Annotated in this window: 15 protein-coding genes; 9 read left to right on the top strand and 6 right to left on the bottom strand. The window is 73.2% G+C overall.

Annotation, left to right across the window (positions count from 1 at the left end; all coding sequences use genetic code 11):
- The first annotated feature begins 14 nt into the window (after window positions 1–14).
- On the top strand, window positions 15–2,666 hold the full coding sequence (locus Tsedi_RS09070; RefSeq protein WP_143895838.1) for a sensor domain-containing protein: 2,652 nt from the start codon (window positions 15–17) through the stop codon (window positions 2,664–2,666).
- Here the strand turns inward: Tsedi_RS09070 and sbcB are convergent.
- The gene (gene sbcB, locus Tsedi_RS09065; RefSeq protein WP_143895836.1) at window positions 2,636–4,087 is read right to left on the bottom strand and encodes an exodeoxyribonuclease I; all 1,452 of its coding nucleotides are present in this window, start codon (window positions 4,085–4,087) and stop codon (window positions 2,636–2,638) included. The genes Tsedi_RS09070 and sbcB overlap by 31 nt on opposite strands.
- A 50-nt stretch (window positions 4,088–4,137) precedes the next feature.
- Between sbcB and Tsedi_RS12450 the strand changes: the two genes are divergently transcribed.
- Window positions 4,138–4,659 (top strand): methylated-DNA--[protein]-cysteine S-methyltransferase, encoded by a 522-nt coding sequence (locus tag Tsedi_RS12450; RefSeq protein WP_143895834.1) that lies wholly within the window; start codon window positions 4,138–4,140, stop codon window positions 4,657–4,659.
- A 53-nt stretch (window positions 4,660–4,712) separates the two neighbouring features.
- On the opposite strand, the gene clpA is transcribed toward Tsedi_RS12450, so the two are convergent.
- The 3 genes from clpA to icd form a co-directional block, all read right to left on the bottom strand.
- On the bottom strand, window positions 4,713–7,055 hold the full coding sequence (gene clpA / locus Tsedi_RS09055; RefSeq protein ID WP_143895832.1) for an ATP-dependent Clp protease ATP-binding subunit ClpA: 2,343 nt from the start codon (window positions 7,053–7,055) through the stop codon (window positions 4,713–4,715).
- Between the two features lie 91 nt (window positions 7,056–7,146).
- On the bottom strand, window positions 7,147–7,497 hold the full coding sequence (gene clpS, locus Tsedi_RS09050; protein ID WP_143895830.1) for an ATP-dependent Clp protease adapter ClpS: 351 nt from the start codon (window positions 7,495–7,497) through the stop codon (window positions 7,147–7,149).
- Between the two features lie 153 nt (window positions 7,498–7,650).
- Window positions 7,651–8,904 carry an NADP-dependent isocitrate dehydrogenase gene (gene icd / locus Tsedi_RS09045; RefSeq protein ID WP_143895828.1) on the bottom strand — a complete coding sequence of 418 codons (1,254 nt, stop codon included), beginning with the start codon at window positions 8,902–8,904 and terminating at the stop codon, window positions 7,651–7,653.
- A gap of 106 nt (window positions 8,905–9,010) precedes the next feature.
- On the opposite strand from icd, the gene Tsedi_RS09040 reads away from it, so the two are divergent.
- On the top strand, window positions 9,011–9,517 hold the full coding sequence (locus Tsedi_RS09040; RefSeq protein ID WP_143895826.1) for a DUF192 domain-containing protein: 507 nt from the start codon (window positions 9,011–9,013) through the stop codon (window positions 9,515–9,517).
- A gap of 101 nt (window positions 9,518–9,618) precedes the next feature.
- Here the strand turns inward: Tsedi_RS09040 and Tsedi_RS09035 are convergent, their stop codons facing one another.
- Together Tsedi_RS09035 and xseA are read right to left on the bottom strand one after the other, a co-directional pair.
- A complete protein-coding gene (locus Tsedi_RS09035) occupies window positions 9,619–10,209 on the bottom strand; it encodes a superoxide dismutase (protein WP_143895824.1) in 591 nt (196 codons plus the stop codon).
- Between the two features lie 102 nt (window positions 10,210–10,311).
- Complete coding sequence (gene xseA, locus Tsedi_RS09030; protein WP_143895822.1) at window positions 10,312–11,703, bottom strand: exodeoxyribonuclease VII large subunit; 1,392 nt, start codon at window positions 11,701–11,703, stop codon at window positions 10,312–10,314.
- Window positions 11,704–11,796: 93 nt separating this feature from the next.
- Between xseA and Tsedi_RS09025 the strand changes: the two genes are divergently transcribed.
- The 6 genes from Tsedi_RS09025 to Tsedi_RS09000 all read left to right on the top strand — a co-directional run.
- Window positions 11,797–12,432 carry a MotA/TolQ/ExbB proton channel family protein gene (locus Tsedi_RS09025; protein WP_143895820.1) on the top strand — a complete coding sequence of 212 codons (636 nt, stop codon included), beginning with the start codon at window positions 11,797–11,799 and terminating at the stop codon, window positions 12,430–12,432.
- Window positions 12,433–12,455: 23 nt separating this feature from the next.
- Window positions 12,456–12,878: an ExbD/TolR family protein gene (locus tag Tsedi_RS09020; RefSeq protein WP_143895818.1), complete on the top strand. Its 423-nt coding sequence runs from the start codon at window positions 12,456–12,458 to the stop codon at window positions 12,876–12,878.
- Window positions 12,878–13,942: a tetraacyldisaccharide 4'-kinase gene (gene lpxK / locus Tsedi_RS09015; RefSeq protein WP_143895967.1), complete on the top strand. Its 1,065-nt coding sequence runs from the start codon at window positions 12,878–12,880 to the stop codon at window positions 13,940–13,942. Before Tsedi_RS09020 ends, lpxK begins: the two co-directional genes overlap by 1 nt.
- A gap of 8 nt (window positions 13,943–13,950) precedes the next feature.
- A complete protein-coding gene (locus Tsedi_RS09010) occupies window positions 13,951–14,172 on the top strand; it encodes a Trm112 family protein (RefSeq protein WP_143895816.1) in 222 nt (73 codons plus the stop codon).
- Window positions 14,169–14,951 carry a 3-deoxy-manno-octulosonate cytidylyltransferase gene (gene kdsB, locus Tsedi_RS09005; RefSeq protein ID WP_143895814.1) on the top strand — a complete coding sequence of 261 codons (783 nt, stop codon included), beginning with the start codon at window positions 14,169–14,171 and terminating at the stop codon, window positions 14,949–14,951. The genes Tsedi_RS09010 and kdsB overlap by 4 nt, the downstream gene beginning before the upstream one ends.
- A 149-nt stretch (window positions 14,952–15,100) precedes the next feature.
- Window positions 15,101–15,310, top strand: a 210-nt coding sequence (locus tag Tsedi_RS09000; RefSeq protein ID WP_143895812.1) for a nucleoside monophosphate kinase, incomplete at its 3' end; no start/stop codon positions are given.

Below are 15,310 nucleotides of genomic sequence, written 5' to 3'. Positions count from 1 at the left end.
ACGGAGCCGCTGGCATGCTGACCGCCCTGGCCGCGCTCGGCTGGGCCCTGGCCATCGGGGCGATGGCCGGCTGGTGGCATGCCCTGCGGCGCGGCCGCGCCAAGGGGCGGCGCGTCGAGGACGAGCGCCAGCGGGTGTCGGCGCTGTTCGACCGGCTCGGCATCGCACACTGGACGCGCGATCTCGACAGCGGGCAGCTGTGGTGGTCGGACATGTTCCGGCGCATGCACGGCATCGCCCCCGGCGAGCCCGCCGACCGCGCCACGGCGCTGCGGCTGCTGGTGCCGCAGGACCGCCAGCGCGTCAACGAGGAACTGGAGGCGGCCTACGCGCGCGGCCACGGCGACACGCATTACCGCCTGGCGCATCCGGACGGGCGCATCACGCACCACCTGCTGCGCATCGTGGTGGAGCGTGACGGCGTCAGCGGCCACCGCATCGCCTATGGCGTCAACATCGACATCACCGAGCGCGTGCAGCTGCAGGAGGCGCTGCGCGAGCGCAGCGCCTACCTCGAGGCGATCGTGCAGCACCTGCCGATGGGCCTCAGCGTCTTCGACCGCCAGCTCAAGCTGCGCGTCTGGAACGCCGAGTTCGGCCGCGTGCTGGAGCTGCCGGCCGAGCTGCTGCACGAGGGCGTGGATTTCGACGAGCTGATCCGCGTGCCGGCCAGCCGCGGCGAGTACGGCCCGGTGGACGTCGAGGAGGCGGTGGCGCAGCGGCGCGCACTGGCGCTGCGCTTCGAGCCGCACCGGCTGGAGCGCACGCGCCCGAATGGCCGCACGCACCTGGTGATCGGCGAGCCGATCCGCCGCGACGGCGAGCTGATCGGCTTCGTGACGACCTACACCGACATCACCGAGCAGCGGCGCGAGCGCGAGCGGCTGGAGCAGGCGCTGGACATCCTGCGCACCCTGGTGGACAACATCCCGGTGGGCGTCTCGATGGTGGACCGCGAGCTGCGGGTGCAGGTCTGGAACCAGCGGCTGCTGGAGCTGCTCGATCTGCCCGAGGCGCTGATGGGAAGCCATGGGGTGACCTTGACCGACATCTTCCGCTACAACGTCGCGCGCGGCGAGTACGGTCCCACCGAGGATCCCGAGGCCCTGGTGCGCACGCTGACCGAGTGCGCGCTGCGCTTCGAGCCGCACCGCTTCGAACGCACGAGGCCCAACGGCCGCGTGCTGGAAATCCATGGCGAGCCGCTGCGCACCGGCGGCTTCGTGACGCTCTACACCGACGTGACCGAGCGGCGCCAGGCGCAAGCGGCCATCGAACGGCTGGCGCGCACCGACAGCCTGACCGAGCTGGCCAACCGCGCCGGCTTCCTGCAGGCGCTGCAGCAGGCGCTGGCGGTGCGGGCGCGCCACGGCGGGACGCTGGCGCTGCTGTTCATCGACCTGGACCGCTTCAAGGCCATCAACGACTCGCTCGGCCACGAGGCCGGCGACGCGGTGCTGCGCCAGACCGCCACGCGGTTGCGCCAGCGGCTGCGTGCCGGCGACGTGGTCGGCCGGCTGGGCGGCGACGAGTTCGTCGTCGCGCTGCCCGACGTGAGCGACGACACCCAGGCCGCCCGCGTGGCGCTGTCGCTGCTGGAAGCGCTGGCGGCGCCGTTCGAGGTCGAGCCGGCCGCCGGCCAGCGGCAGCGCGTCTACCTGACCCCCTCCATCGGCATCGCGCTGGCGCCGCGAGACGCCACCGAGCCGGCCGAGCTGCTGCGCTGCGCCGACCTGGCGATGTACAGCGCCAAGGCCGAGGGTGGCGCGGCGTGGCGCTACTTCACGCCGTCGATGAACGAGGCGGTGCTGCAGCGCATCGAGCGCGAGACGCGCCTGCGCGAGGCGATCCGCGACGACGCGCTGGCGCTGCACTTCCAGCCGATCCATGGCCTGCGTGACGGCTTGCCGCTGCTGGGCCTGGAGGCGCTGGTGCGCTGGCCGCAACCGGACGGCGGGCTGCTGCCGCCGGCGGCCTTCCTCCCGCTGGCGGAGGCCTCGGCGGACCTGGCCGAGGCGCTGGGCCGCTGGGTGTGCGGCTGCGCGGCGCGCCACGCGCACGCCTGGCGCGCCCAGCACCCCGAACTGGTCATCAGCGTCAACCTCTCGGCGCGCCAGTTCGACCGTGACGGCGTGGCCGATCGGGTGCTGCAGGCGTGCACCGCCGCCGTGCCCGCGCTGGCCGGCGAGCCGCAGCCGCTGCGCGGTCTGGAGTTCGAGATCACCGAAGGGGCGATGATGCGCGACCCGCAGCGCGCCCAAGCCGAGCTGCAGCGCCTGCGCGATGCCGGCGCCACCATCGCGATCGACGACTTCGGCACCGGCTACTCCAGCCTCGCGTACCTGAAGCACTTTCCGATCGACCGCCTCAAGATCGACCGCGGCTTCGTGCGCGACCTCGACCGCGACGCCGACGACGCCGCCATCGTGCTGGCCGCCGTCGAGCTGGCCCACCGGCTCGGCCGCACCGCGGTGGCCGAGGGGGTGGAGCGGCCGACGCAGCTGCACGCGCTGCGCGCGATGGGCTGCGACGCGGTGCAGGGTTACGGCTTTGCCGCGCCGATGCCGGCGCGCCAGGTGCCGGCCTATCTGCAGGGGGTGGCGCGCGGCGAGCACCGCCGCTGGCTGCAGGCGGATCAGCCAGCCGGCTCGAGCGTCGCCACGTAGTCGCGCAGCGCCTGCAGGATCGCCAGCCCCCGCGCCCCGCGCAGCGCCTGCGCCTGCTCGGCCAGCCCGTCCAGCTCGGCCAGGAACTGCGCCACCGTCGGGCGGCCGCCCGCGCCCCCGTGCAGACGTGCGCGGCAGTGCGCACGCCAGCGCGCGCGTTCGGCCTCGTCCAGCGTCTCCGGATGGTTGCGGGCGCGGAAGCGAAACACCAGCTCCGCCAGGCGCGGGTCCTCGAACCCGGCGTGCCGCCAGGCCGGATCGGCCGGGTCGAGCAGGCGCAGGCGCTGCAGGCGGCGGCGGTCCTCGTCCCCCACGAAACCGCCGGCGTACAGCGCGGCGTCGACGTCGGGCGCCCCGTCGCGCTCGGGCGGCGCGTACGCCTCGGCCCACAGGGCGCTCAGATCCGGCAGTCCCGCCGCATGGGCCGCGTGGCGCTCCACCGCGCCGAGGTCCAGGCCGAAGCGCTGCGCCGCCCCCTGCCGCAGCACCGCCAGGCCACCGATCACGATCGGGGCGCGGTTGACGTGCACGGTCTTGATCGGCAGACGCCGCCAGTCGTCGCGCTCATGCTCGCGGCGCAGGAACAGGCGCGCACGCACCTGCTCGGGGCGCAGATCCGCCAGCTCGCGCGGGTCATGCGCCAGGTCCCAGGCGATCACCTCGTGGCGGTTGCGCGGATGCGGCGCCAGCGGCCACATCGCCGCCAGGAAGCCGCGCTCGGCGCCGAACTGCGGCGACACGTGCACGAACGGCCGCGGCGCCGAGGGCAGCCCCATCTCGCGCAGCACGCGGTCACGCTCGCGCAGCGCGAAGGCGAACGCGTACAGCCGCGGCTGGCGCGCGCGCAGCAGCCGCGCCAGCGCGATCGTGGCGCGCACGTCCGACAGCGCGTCGTGCGCGTGCTCGTGCGTCAGCCCGTTGGCGGCGCTCAAGTGCTCCAGCTTCAGGCTGACCCGACCGTCGACCTGCGGCCACTCGAGGCCGTCGGGCCGCAGCGCCCAGGCGGCGCGCACCACGTCCAGCAGATCCCAGCGGCCGCAGCCGTGGCGCCACTCGCGCGCGTACGGATCCAGCAGGTTGCGCCACAGCAGGTGGCGCGTGAACTCATCGTCGAAGCGGATCGAGTTGTAGCCGAGCCCGATCGTGCCCGGCCGCGCCAGCTCGGCCTCGATGCGCTCGGCGAAGGTGCGCTCCGGCACGCCGTCGCGCAGGCACTGCTGCGGCGTGATGCCGGTCAGCACGCAGCTGAGCGGATCCGGCAGGGCATCGGGGCTGGGCCGACAGTACAGGACCAGCGGCGGCTCGATCTCGTTGAGCTCCGCGTCGGTGCGCACGCCGGCGAACTGCGCCGGCCAGTGCTGCCGCGGGTCGCGGCCGAAGGTCTCGTAGTCGTGCCAGAAGAAGGTCGAAGCGGCGCTCATCGGCGCCCATCGTACCCGCCCGGGCGCACCGCGGTGCTACAGTGCCCGTCATGGACACCCCGCAGCCCGCCTGGGAACCGCTGCTGCTGCCGTGCGCGCTCGGGCTGGCGCTGCTGGCCGCCGGGCCGGACGGCGTGCGCTGGCTGGCGCTCGGCGACGACGCCGTGGCAATGCGCGCCGCTTGGGCGCGCCACCATCCCGGGCCGCCTCGACCGGGCGCCGTGCCGGCCGCGTGGATCGAGGCGGTGCGGGCGGCGCTGGACGGTGCGCCGGACGCCGCGCCCACCCCTCCGCTGGCGCCACGCGGCACGCCGTTTCAGCAGCGCGTGTGGGCAGAGCTGCGCGCGATCCCGCCCGGTGCCACCGCGACGTACGGCGCGCTGGCGACCCGGCTCGGGCAGCCGCGCGCCGCGCGCGCGGTGGCGGCCGCCTGCGCGGCCAACCCGATCGCCGTGCTGGTGCCGTGCCACCGCGTGGTCGGCGCGGATGGCGCCCTCACGGGCTACCGCTGGGGCCTGGAGCGCAAGCGCGCCCTGCTGCGGCGTGAGGGCGCGCGCGCCGCCGCGTCCTGACTCGCCACCGGCTCCGCACCCTTGCGCCACCGGGGCGCAGCCGGCGGCGCGCTTCAGTCGGCGGTAGCCTCCTCCGGCTCGGCCGGTTCGGCCCTGCGGTCCTTCTTCGGCAGCGGCTGGATGTCGAGCTTGACCTGCGGCTCGCCGCCGCCCTCCGGCGTATCGACGTCCACCGTCAGGCGCCCGCCGTCGACCAGCCGGCCGAACAGCAGCTCGTCGGCGAGCGCGCGCCGGATCGTGTCCTGGATCAGGCGCTGCATCGGCCGCGCCCCCATCAGCGGATCGAAGCCCTTCTTGGCCAGGTAACGGCGCAGCGCGTCGGTGAAGGTGACCTCGACCTTCTTCTCGGCCAGCTGCTGCTCCAGCTGCAGCAGGAACTTGTCGACCACGCGCAGGATGACCTGCTCATCCAGCGGCTTGAAGCTGACGATGGCATCGAGCCGGTTGCGGAACTCCGGCGTGAACAGGCGCTTGATGTCGGCCATCTCGTCGCCGGCCTGGCGCTGCGTCGTGAAGCCGATGGTGGACTTCTGCATCGTCTCGGCGCCGGCGTTGGTCGTCATGATGATGATGACGTTGCGGAAGTCGGCCTTGCGCCCGTTGTTGTCGGTCAGCGTGCCGTGGTCCATCACCTGCAGCAGCACGTTGAAGATGTCCGGGTGCGCCTTCTCGATCTCGTCGAGCAGCAGCACGCAGTGCGGCTTCTTGGTGATGGCTTCCGTCAGCAGACCGCCCTGGTCGAAGCCGACGTAGCCCGGCGGCGCGCCGATCAGGCGGCTGACCGCGTGGCGCTCCATGTACTCCGACATGTCGAAGCGCACCAGCTCGATGCCGAGGATGTAGGCGAGCTGGCGCGCCGCCTCGGTCTTGCCCACGCCGGTGGGGCCGCTGAAGAGGAACGCGCCGATCGGCTTGTCCGGCTTGCCCAGGCCCGAGCGCGCCATCTTGACCGCCGAGGCCAGCACCTCCAGCGCCTTGTCCTGACCGAACACGACGGCCTTGAGGTCGCGCTCCAGGTTCTGCAGCTTGCTGCGGTCGTCGCTGGAGACGCTGGCCGGCGGAATGCGCGCGATCTTGGCCACGATCTCCTCGATCTCGGCCTTGCCGATGGTCTTCTTGCGCTTGGACGGCGGCGCCACGCGCTGCGCCGCGCCGGCCTCGTCGATGACGTCGATGGCCTTGTCGGGCAGGTGGCGGTCGTTGATGTACTTGGCCGACAGCTCGGCGGCGGCCTGCAGCGCGGCGGTGGCGTACTTGACGCCGTGGTGCGCCTCGAAGCGCGACTTCAGGCCCTTGAGGATCTCCACCGTCTGCTCCACGGTGGGCTCGACGACGTCGATCTTCTGGAAGCGCCGCGACAGCGCCGCGTCCTTCTCGAAGATGCCGCGGTACTCGGTGAACGTGGTGGCGCCAATGCACTTGAGCTGGCCGCTGGACAGCGCGGGCTTGAGCAGGTTGGACGCATCCAGCGTGCCACCCGAGGCCGCCCCCGCCCCGATCAGCGTGTGGATCTCATCGATGAAGAGGATCGCGTTGGGCTTGTCCTTCAGGGCCTTGAGCACGCCCTTCAGGCGCTGCTCGAAGTCGCCGCGGTACTTGGTGCCGGCCAGCAGCGCGCCCATGTCCAGCGCGTAGACGGTGGCCTCCGCCAGCACCTCGGGCACCTCCTTCTGCACGATGCGCCAGGCCAGCCCTTCGGCGATGGCGGTCTTGCCGACGCCGGCCTCGCCGACCAGCAGCGGGTTGTTCTTGCGCCGGCGGCACAGCACCTGGATGACGCGCTCGACCTCGGCCTCGCGGCCGATCAGCGGGTCGATGCGGCCCTCGCGCGCGGCCTGGTTGAGGTTCTGCGTGAACTGTTCCAGCACCGAGGCCTTCTCGTTGCCGCGCGCCTCGCCCGCACCGCCCTCCTCCTGCTCGGCCGCGCCGTCGCTGGCCTTGGCCGGCTCGGGCTGGTCGCCCTTGCGGATGCCGTGCGCGATGTAGTTGACCACGTCCAGCCGGGTGATGCCCTGCTGGTGCAGGTAATAGACCGCGTGCGAGTCCTTCTCGCCGAAGATGGCCACCAGCACGTTGGCGCCGGTGACCTCCTTCTTGCCGTTGCCGGTGGACTGCACGTGCATGATGGCGCGCTGGATGACGCGCTGGAAGCCCAGCGTCGGCTGCGTGTCGACCTCGTCGGTGCCGGCCACGGTGGGCGTGTTGTCCTTGATGAAGGTGGTCAGCTGCTTGCGCAGCTCCTCGATGTTGGCGTTGCAGGCGCGCAGCACCTCGGCGGCGCTGGGGTTGTCCAGCAGCGCCAGCAGCAGGTGTTCGACGGTGATGAACTCGTGCCGCTGCTGCCGCGCCTCGACGAAGGCCATGTGGAGGCTGACTTCAAGTTCCTGGGCGATCATGGGGCACTTCCTTCACTGACGATGCTGGCGCGGCCGCTGCCTGCCGGGGCGATGCCGCCGCGATTCGAGCTTACAACATGGGGCCGCGCGCTCATGATTCAACCGGCTCCGCGATGCACTGCAGCGGATGGCCGGCGGCGCGCGCCGCCTGCGTCACCTGCTCGACCTTGGTGGTGGCCACGTCGCGGGTGTAGACCCCGCAGACCCCGCGCCCGTGCACGTGCACGCGCAGCATGATCTGCGTGGCGGTCTCGCGGTCCTTGTGGAAGAACTCCTGCAGCACGCGCACGACGAACTCCATCGGGGTGAAGTCGTCGTTGAGCAGCACCACCTGGTACAGCCGCGGCGGCGGCACGCGCTGGCGGCGCCGTTCCACCACCACCGCCGCATCGCCACCCGGCAGCTGCGGGGTGAGATCGGGTTGCTTCGGAGTCGTGGCCATGCGCGCATTCTGCAACAAATCGCCGCGCCCTTCAGCAGACGGGGTCGGCCGTGGCGGCGGCGCAAAAGGCGCGGGCCGCCCCGGCTGGCGAGGCGGCCCGCACCAACGCGGCGTCGCGGGGGCCGGCGCTGCCGGCGCCCCGCCGCACGGCGCTCACATGTGGTCGATCATCACCTGGCCGAAGCCCGAGCACGACACCTGCGTGGCGCCCTCCATCAGGCGCGCGAAGTCGTAGGTCACGTGCTTGCTCTGGATGGCCTTTTCCATGCTGCTGATGATGAGGTCGGCGGCCTCGCGCCAGCCCATGTGGCGCAGCATCATCTCCGCCGACAGGATCTCCGAGCCCGGGTTGACGTAATCCTTGCCGGCGTACTTCGGCGCCGTGCCGTGCGTGGCCTCGAAGCAGGCCACGCTGTCGGACAGGTTGGCCCCCGGGGCGATGCCGATGCCGCCGACCTGCGCCGCCAGCGCATCCGAGATGTAGTCGCCGTTGAGGTTGAGCGTGGCGATGACCGAGTACTCGGCCGGACGCAGCAGGATCTGCTGCAGGAAGGCGTCGGCGATCGAGTCCTTGATGACGATGTCACGGCCCGTCTTCGGATTGGTGAACTTGCACCACGGCCCGCCGTCGATCTCCACCGCGCCGAACTCGCGCTTGGCCAGCGCGTAGCCCCAGTCGCGGAACGCCCCCTCGGTGTACTTCATGATGTTGCCCTTGTGCACGAGGGTGACGCTGGGCCTGTCGTTGTCGATCGCGTACTGGATGGCCTTGCGCACCAGCCGCTCGGTGCCCTCCTGCGACACCGGCTTGATGCCGATGCCGGAGGTCTCGGGGAAGCGGATCTTGGTGACGCCCAGCTCCTCCTGCAGGAACTTGATGAGTTTCCTGGCCTTTTCGCTCTGCGCCGGGTATTCGATGCCGGCGTAGATGTCCTCGGAGTTCTCGCGGAAGATGACCATGTCGGTCTTCTCCGGCTCCTTCAGCGGGCTGGGCACGCCCTTGAAGTAGCGCACCGGGCGCAGGCAGACGTAGAGGTCGAGCTCCTGGCGCAGCGCGACGTTGAGCGAGCGGATGCCGCCGCCGACCGGCGTCGTCAGCGGGCCCTTGATCGAGACCACGTACTCCTTGAGCGCGTGCAGCGTCTCGTCCGGCAGCCAGACGTCGGGGCCGTAGACGCGGGTGGACTTCTCGCCCGCGTACACTTCCATCCAGTGAATCTTGCGCTTGCCGCCGTAGGCCTTGGCCACCGCGGCATCGACCACCCGGATCATCACCGGCGTGATGTCCACGCCCGTGCCATCCCCCTCGATGTAGGGGATGATCGGGTTGTCCGGCACGTTGAGCGACATGTCGGGGTTGACGGTGATCTTGGCGCCGTCGGCGGGCACGCGGATGTGCTGGTACATGGGGGACGTCTCCGTGGGTGGTGAGCGGCACGGCCCCGCGCTCGTGGCGGAGGCGGCCGACGGGCAAAATTCTAGCGACAAAACCGTTACGAACCTGACACGAGCCATGGCGCATCGCACCGATCCCTCCCCCGCGCGCGCGGCGCGCCGGCGCAGGCTGGCCGCGCTGGCGGCCCTGCTGGCGCTGGCCGGCGCCGGCCGCGCCCAGCCCGCCGCCGAGCCGCCGGGACGGCCGCAGCTCGACCTGCCGCGCGTGACGCTGCGCGCCGGTCTGCACCTGATCGACGCCCAGGTGGCCGCCACCCACGCGCAGCGCGCGCTGGGCCTGATGTGGCGCCGCGAGCTGGCGCCCAACGAGGGGATGCTGTTCGTGTTCGAGGCGCCGGCGGTGCAGTGCTTCTGGATGCGCAACACTTTCGTGCCGCTGACGGCGGCCTTCATCGCCGAGGACGGCCGCATCGTCAACCTGGCCGACATGCGGCCGCTGGACGAGACCGGTCACTGCTCGGCCGAGCCGGTGCGCTACGTGCTGGAGATGACGCGCGGCTGGTTCGCGCGGCGCGGCATCGGGCCGGGCTTCCGGCTGGCGGGCGGCCCGTTCGGCGGGCGCTGACGCCCGGCGGCCGCCCGGGCGCCGACGAAGGGGCGGGCGGCCAAGGCGCCCACCTCCCGGAGACCCGCCCCGCGTGCGCGCGGGGCCGGGGTGTCGCGCCGTCAGGCGACGTAGTTGGCCTGCGCGAATTCCCAGTTGACCAGCTTGTCGAGGAAGGTCTCGACGAACTTCTGGCGCAGGTTGCGGTAGTCGATGTAGTAGGCGTGCTCCCACACGTCCACCGTCAGCAGCGCCTTGTCGGCGGTGGTCAGCGGCGTGCCGGCGGCGCCGGTATTGACGATGTCGACGCTGCCGTCGGGCTTCTTGACCAGCCAGGTCCAGCCGGAGCCGAAGTTGCCGACCGCGCTCTTGACGAAGGCCTCGCGGAAGGCGGCGTAGCTGCCCCACTTGGCCTTGATGGCCTCGGCCAGCGCGCCGGTCGGTTCACCGCCGCCGCCCGGCTTCATGCAGTTCCAGAAGAAGGTGTGATTCCAGACCTGCGCGGCGTTGTTGTAGATCGGGCCGGGGTTGGGCGCCTTGCGGACGATGTCCTCCAGCGCCATCGACTCGTACTCGGTGCCCTTTTGCAGATTGTTGAGGTTGGTCACGTAAGCCTGGTGGTGCTTGCCGTGGTGGTACTCGAGCGTCTCCCTGGAGTAGTACGGCTCCAGGGCGTCGATCGCGAAGGGCAGCGGAGGCAGGACGTGTTCCATGGTGGGTTCCTCGTTCAGGGGGTCGTGACGGATGATGTCAAGGACGACGCGCCGCATTGTAGGCAAGCCCCGCCTCCCTTGCGGCGGCGGGGTTGACGCGGCTCAGCGTCGCCCGGCGCCGGGCGACCCCGGACGCGTGACCGCGGCCTCGAACGCGCCGCGCGCCACGCGCACGTGCAGCGCCTGCCCGGGGCGCAGCGCCGCGGCCTCGGTCACCACGTGGCCGGCGGCATCGGTGACGAGCGCGTAGCCGCGCTCCAGCACGCGCTGCGGATCCAGCAGCGCCACCTGGGCCTGCGCCCGCTGCAGGCGCGCCTGCTCGCGCTGCAGCGCCAGCGCCACGGCGCGCGGCAGCCGTCCGGCCAGGCCCAGCAGCGCCAGCCGCCGCTGCCGCAGCGCCGCCAGCAGCAGCGGCCCGGCGCGCTGGGCGCACGCCTCGGTGCGCTGGCGCTGATGCTGCAGCGCCAGCGCCAGCGCATGGCGCAGGCGATGCTGCAGCGCCTGCAGGACCTGCTGCTGCCGGGCCACGCGCTGCGACGGCCGGCCCAGCCGCTGGACCATCCGGTCCAGCCGCTGCGCGCGCTCGTCCAGCCGGCGCCAGGCCGCCTCGCGCAGGCGGCGCTGGCACAGCGCCAGCTCGGCCAGCAGGTCGACGCGCGCCGGCGCGCACAGCTCGGCGGCGGCCGTCGGCGTGGGGGCGCGCAGGTCGGCGACGAAATCCGCCAGCGTGAAGTCGGTCTCGTGTCCGACCCCGCAGATCACCGGCATCGGCGCCTGCGCGATGGTCCGCACCAGCGTGGCGTCGTTGAAGGCCCACAGGTCCTCCAGCGAACCGCCGCCGCGCACCAGCAGCAGCACCTGCGGCGCCCCGGTCGTCTCGAAGTCGCGGTAGGCCCGGCGCAGCGCCGCGCACAGCTGGGCCGGCGCGTCGCTGCCCTGCACCGCCGACGGATACAGGCGCACCGGCAGGTGTGGCACGCGGCGCCTCAGCGTCGTGGCCACGTCGCGCAGCGCCGCCGCATCGGGTGAGGTGACCACGCCCAGGCTGGCCGGAAAGGGCGGCAGCGGCCGCTTGCGCGCGGCGTCGAACAGCCCTTCGGCCGCCAGCGCCTCCTTCAGGCGCAGGAACTGCTCGTACAGGGTGCCCTGCCCGGCCGGCCGCACGCGCTCCACGATCAGCTGCAGGTCGCCGCGCGGCGCGTACACGTCCAACCGCCCCTCCAGCTCCACGCGCGCGCCGTCGCGCAGCAGGGCGCCGCCAGCGGCCTCGACGGCGCGGCGGAACATCGCGCAGCGCAGCTGACCGTCCTCGTCCTTGAGCGCGAAGTAGACGTGGCCGCTGGCGGCGCGGCTGCAGCCGGCCACCTCGCCGACGACGCGCACCGGGTTGAAGCGTGCCCGCAACGCATCGGCCACGGCGGCCACCAGCGCCCCCACGCGCCATGCGGCGGGCTCGGCGGGGCTGACGGCGGCGGACGACGGCGACGGCGTCATGAACGACGGCACTTGGCGGGATGGCGACGCCGCGTGTGGCACCGGGCCGCTGGGCCATAATGCGCGCCACGAGACATCACCGTGGAGGTTGGGTTGCTGTCGATCATACAGGCCGCCGGCTGGCCGATCTGGACCCTGATCGCCTGCTCCGTGGTCGGACTGGCACTGATCCTGGAGCGCGCCTGGAGCCTGCGGCGCGGTCGCGTCGCCCCGGACGGGCTGGTGGACGAGGCCATCGAGGCGTCGCGCCACGGCGTGCCCGCCCCGGCGGTGCTGCAGCAGCTGGCCGAGCATTCGCTGCTGGGTGCGGTGCTGGCGGCGGGCCTGGCCACGCTGCAGGCCAACCCGCGCGCCACCGAGGCCGAGCTGCGCGCGGCGCTGGAATCGGCCGGGCGGCTGGCCGCGGCGCGGCTGCAGCGCTACCTTGGCGCACTGGCCACGGTGGCCTCGGCCGCGCCCCTGCTGGGGCTGCTGGGTACGGTCATCGGCATGATCGAGATCTTCGGCTCCCAGGCCGGCCCGGGCGGACTGCTGCCCGGCGGCGGCAACCCGGCGCAGCTGGCGCACGGCATTTCGGTGGCGCTCTACAACACCGCGTTCGGCCTCATCATCGCGGTGCCGGCGCTGATCTTCTGGCGCGTTTACCGCGCCCGCGCCGATGCGCTGCTGCTGGAGATGGAAGTGGCGGCGGAGCGCTTCGCGCACCATCTGCTGCGGCTGCGCGGCTGACGGCCCGGCGAAAGAAGGCGACGATGGACTTCCGCCACGGCCAGCGCGACGAACCGGAGATCAACCTGATCCCGTTCATCGACGTGCTGCTGGTGATCCTGATCTTCCTGATGCTGACGACGACGTTCAGCCAGGCCACGGCGCTGCAGGTGGCGCTGCCGCACGCCGAGGCCGAGGCACCGCCGCGGCGGCCGGCGGAGATCGTCGTCGCGGTGGCGGCCGACGGACGGGTGGCCGTGGAGACGCAGGTGCTGGAGCAGCGCGGGGTGGCGGCACTGGCGCAGGCCCTGCGCGCGGCCGCGCAGGGCCGCCCCGATGCGCTGCTCGTGATCCAGGCCGACGCCGCCGCCACGCACCAGTCGGTCATCGACGTGCTGGACGCGGCGCGCCAGGCCGGCCTGGTGCAGATCACCTTCGCCACGCAGCGCAGCGGCGGCACGCCGTGATGCCGGACCTCGACTGGCAGCGTGTGTGGGCGCGGCGCGGCGCGGCCGCGCGCACGCTGTGGCCGGCGCACGCGCTGATGGGCGCGGCGCTGGGGCTGCGCCGCATGCTGTGGGCGGCAGGGCTGTGGCGGCCATGGCGGGCACCGGTGCCGGTGGTGGTGGTCGGCAACGTCGTCGCCGGCGGCGCGGGCAAGACCCCGACCACCATCGCGCTGGTGCACCACCTGCGCGCGCGCGGCCGCACGCCGGGCGTGGTGGCGCGCGGCCATGGCGGCGACGCGGCGGCGCCACACCTGGTGGCCGACGACCCGGATCCGGCGCGCTGCGGCGACGAGCCGGTGCTGGTGGCCCAGGCCACCGGCGCGCCCGTGGCGGTGGCGCCGAATCGCCCCTGCGCCGTGCGCGCCCTGCTGCAGCGCCATCCGCGGGTGGACATCGTCGTCAGCGACGATGGCCTGCAGCACTGGGCGCTCGCAGCGGACCTGGCGCTGGTGCTGTTCGACGCGCGCGACGTCGGCAACGGCTGGCTGCTGCCGGCCGGGCCGCTGCGCGAGCCTTGGCCGCTGCGGCGTACGCCGGCGCCGACGGTGTGGGTGCTGCGCACCGAGCCGCCGGGCCGGCCGCCGGCGGCCCACCCGTATCCCGAGTTCAGCGCCCGGCGCCAGCTGGCCGACTGGGCCGACGACGGCCGCGAGCGCCGGCCCCTGACCGAGTGGGCCAGCGGGCGGTATCCGGCGCCGGGGGCGCTGGCCGGCATCGCGCGGCCGCAGGCGTTCTTCGATGCGCTGCGCGCCGCCGGCGTGCCGCTGGCGGCCGCACGCCCGCTGCGCGACCACGCCCCGGCCGCCGAGCTGCGGCAGGTCCTGCAGGCCGCCGCCCGGGCTGGCGGCCCGCGTGACTGGCTCTGCACCGAAAAGGACGCGGTCAAGCTGCGCGGCACACCGCTGCCGGAGGGCGTGCGCGTGTGGGCGGTGCCGCTGACGCTGGCGCTGCCGCCCGCCTTCACGGCGGCGCTGGATGCCTGGCTGGACGCGCGGGCGCCCGAGCGCGGCACCGCGCTATGATGCGCGCCATGGACGCGAAGCTGCTGGAGCTGCTGGTCTGCCCGGTGACCAAGGGCCCGCTGGTGCTGGCGCGCGAAACCGGCGAGCTGGTCTCACGCGGGGCGCGGCTGGCCTATCCGGTGCGCGACGGCATCCCGGTGCTGCTGGAAAACGAGGCGCGCCCGCTCGACGACGAGGAGCTGGACCGGCTGGCGCCACCGCGGCCCGCCACCGCGCCGGAGGCGCGATGACCGACGCACCGCCCTTTCACGTGCTGATCCCGGCGCGGCGGGCCTCCACGCGCCTGCCGGACAAGCCGCTGCTGGATCTCGGCGGGCTGCCGATGGTGGTGCGCGTGGCCGAGCGCGCGCGCGCCAGCGGCGCGGCCAGCTGCACGGTGGCCACCGACGACGCCGAGATCGCCGCCGTGTGCGCGCGCGCCGGCGTGCCGGCCCTGCTGACGCGCGCCGACCATCCGAGCGGCAGCGATCGCCTGGCCGAGGCGGTCGAGCGGCTCGGCCTGCCGGATCAGGCCATCGTCGTCAACGTGCAGGGCGACGAGCCGCTGATCGACCCCGAGCTCGTGCGCGCGGTGGCGGCGCTGCTGCACCGGCGCACCGACTGTGCCGCCGCCACCGCCGCGCACCCGATCACCGAGGCCGCCGAGCTGTTCAACCCGAACGTCGTCAAGGTGGTGCTGGATGCCCGCGGCACCGCGCTGCTGTTCAGCCGCGCGCCGATCCCGTGGTGGCGCGATGCCCCGCGGCACGACGCCGGGCAGGATCTGGCCGCGCGGCCGTCCGGGGCGGCGCCGCTGCGCCACATCGGGCTGTATGCTTACCGCGCCGCTTTCCTGCGGCGTTTCCCGGCCCTGGAGCCGGCGCCGCTGGAGCGCTGCGAGGCCCTGGAGCAGCTGCGCGTGCTCTGGCATGGCCAGCGCATCGCGGTGCACGTCACCGACCAGCCCCCCGGCCCCGGAGTCGACACACCCGAAGACCTGGAGCGCGTGCGCGCGCTGCTGGGCGCCTGACATCCTCCCCGGGGTACGGTGGCGCTGTAAGCCTGTGTCGGGCTGTGCATGCTATTCTTTTGGGCGCGCGCGGCCAGCGCCCTCCCGAGGAGACGGGGCACCGCACGGTCGCCGGCCCATGACCACGTGACGAGCAACGAAGGAAACCCATGAGACTGATCCTGCTGGGCGCTCCGGGCGCAGGCAAAGGCACGCAGGCCACGTTCATCTGCCAGAAGTACGGCATTCCGCAGATCTCCACCGGCGACATGCTGCGTGCCGCCGTCAAGGCCGGCACCCCGCTGGGGCTGGCCGCCAAGCAGGTGATGGACGCCGGCGGGCTGGTCAGCGACGACATCATCATCGGCCTGGTCAAGGAT

Source organism: Tepidimonas sediminis (assembly GCF_007556605.1).
Lineage (GTDB): Bacteria > Pseudomonadota > Gammaproteobacteria > Burkholderiales > Burkholderiaceae_C > Tepidimonas > Tepidimonas sediminis.
Note: the sequence above shows the minus strand (reverse complement) of the source record. Positions and strands in the feature narration are given on the sequence as shown.

Bases quoted from the DNA above. Each gene is read 5' to 3' on its own strand.
- Tsedi_RS09020 (WP_143895818.1), top strand. From the start codon at position 12,456: ATGGACTTCCGCCACGGCCAGCGCGACGAACCGGAGATCAACCTGATC.
- lpxK (WP_143895967.1), top strand. From the start codon at position 12,878: ATGCCGGACCTCGACTGGCAGCGTGTGTGGGCGCGGCGCGGCGCGGCC.
- Tsedi_RS09035 (WP_143895824.1), bottom strand. From the start codon at position 10,209: ATGGAACACGTCCTGCCTCCGCTGCCCTTCGCGATCGACGCCCTGGAG.
- Tsedi_RS12450 (WP_143895834.1), top strand. From the start codon at position 4,138: ATGGACACCCCGCAGCCCGCCTGGGAACCGCTGCTGCTGCCGTGCGCG.
- Tsedi_RS09010 (WP_143895816.1), top strand. From the start codon at position 13,951: ATGGACGCGAAGCTGCTGGAGCTGCTGGTCTGCCCGGTGACCAAGGGC.
- xseA (WP_143895822.1), bottom strand. From the start codon at position 11,703: ATGACGCCGTCGCCGTCGTCCGCCGCCGTCAGCCCCGCCGAGCCCGCC.
- clpA (WP_143895832.1), bottom strand. From the start codon at position 7,055: ATGATCGCCCAGGAACTTGAAGTCAGCCTCCACATGGCCTTCGTCGAG.
- clpS (WP_143895830.1), bottom strand. From the start codon at position 7,497: ATGGCCACGACTCCGAAGCAACCCGATCTCACCCCGCAGCTGCCGGGT.
- icd (WP_143895828.1), bottom strand. From the start codon at position 8,904: ATGTACCAGCACATCCGCGTGCCCGCCGACGGCGCCAAGATCACCGTC.
- kdsB (WP_143895814.1), top strand. From the start codon at position 14,169: ATGACCGACGCACCGCCCTTTCACGTGCTGATCCCGGCGCGGCGGGCC.
- Tsedi_RS09040 (WP_143895826.1), top strand. From the start codon at position 9,011: ATGGCGCATCGCACCGATCCCTCCCCCGCGCGCGCGGCGCGCCGGCGC.
- Tsedi_RS09070 (WP_143895838.1), top strand. From the start codon at position 15: ATGCTGACCGCCCTGGCCGCGCTCGGCTGGGCCCTGGCCATCGGGGCG.
- sbcB (WP_143895836.1), bottom strand. From the start codon at position 4,087: ATGAGCGCCGCTTCGACCTTCTTCTGGCACGACTACGAGACCTTCGGC.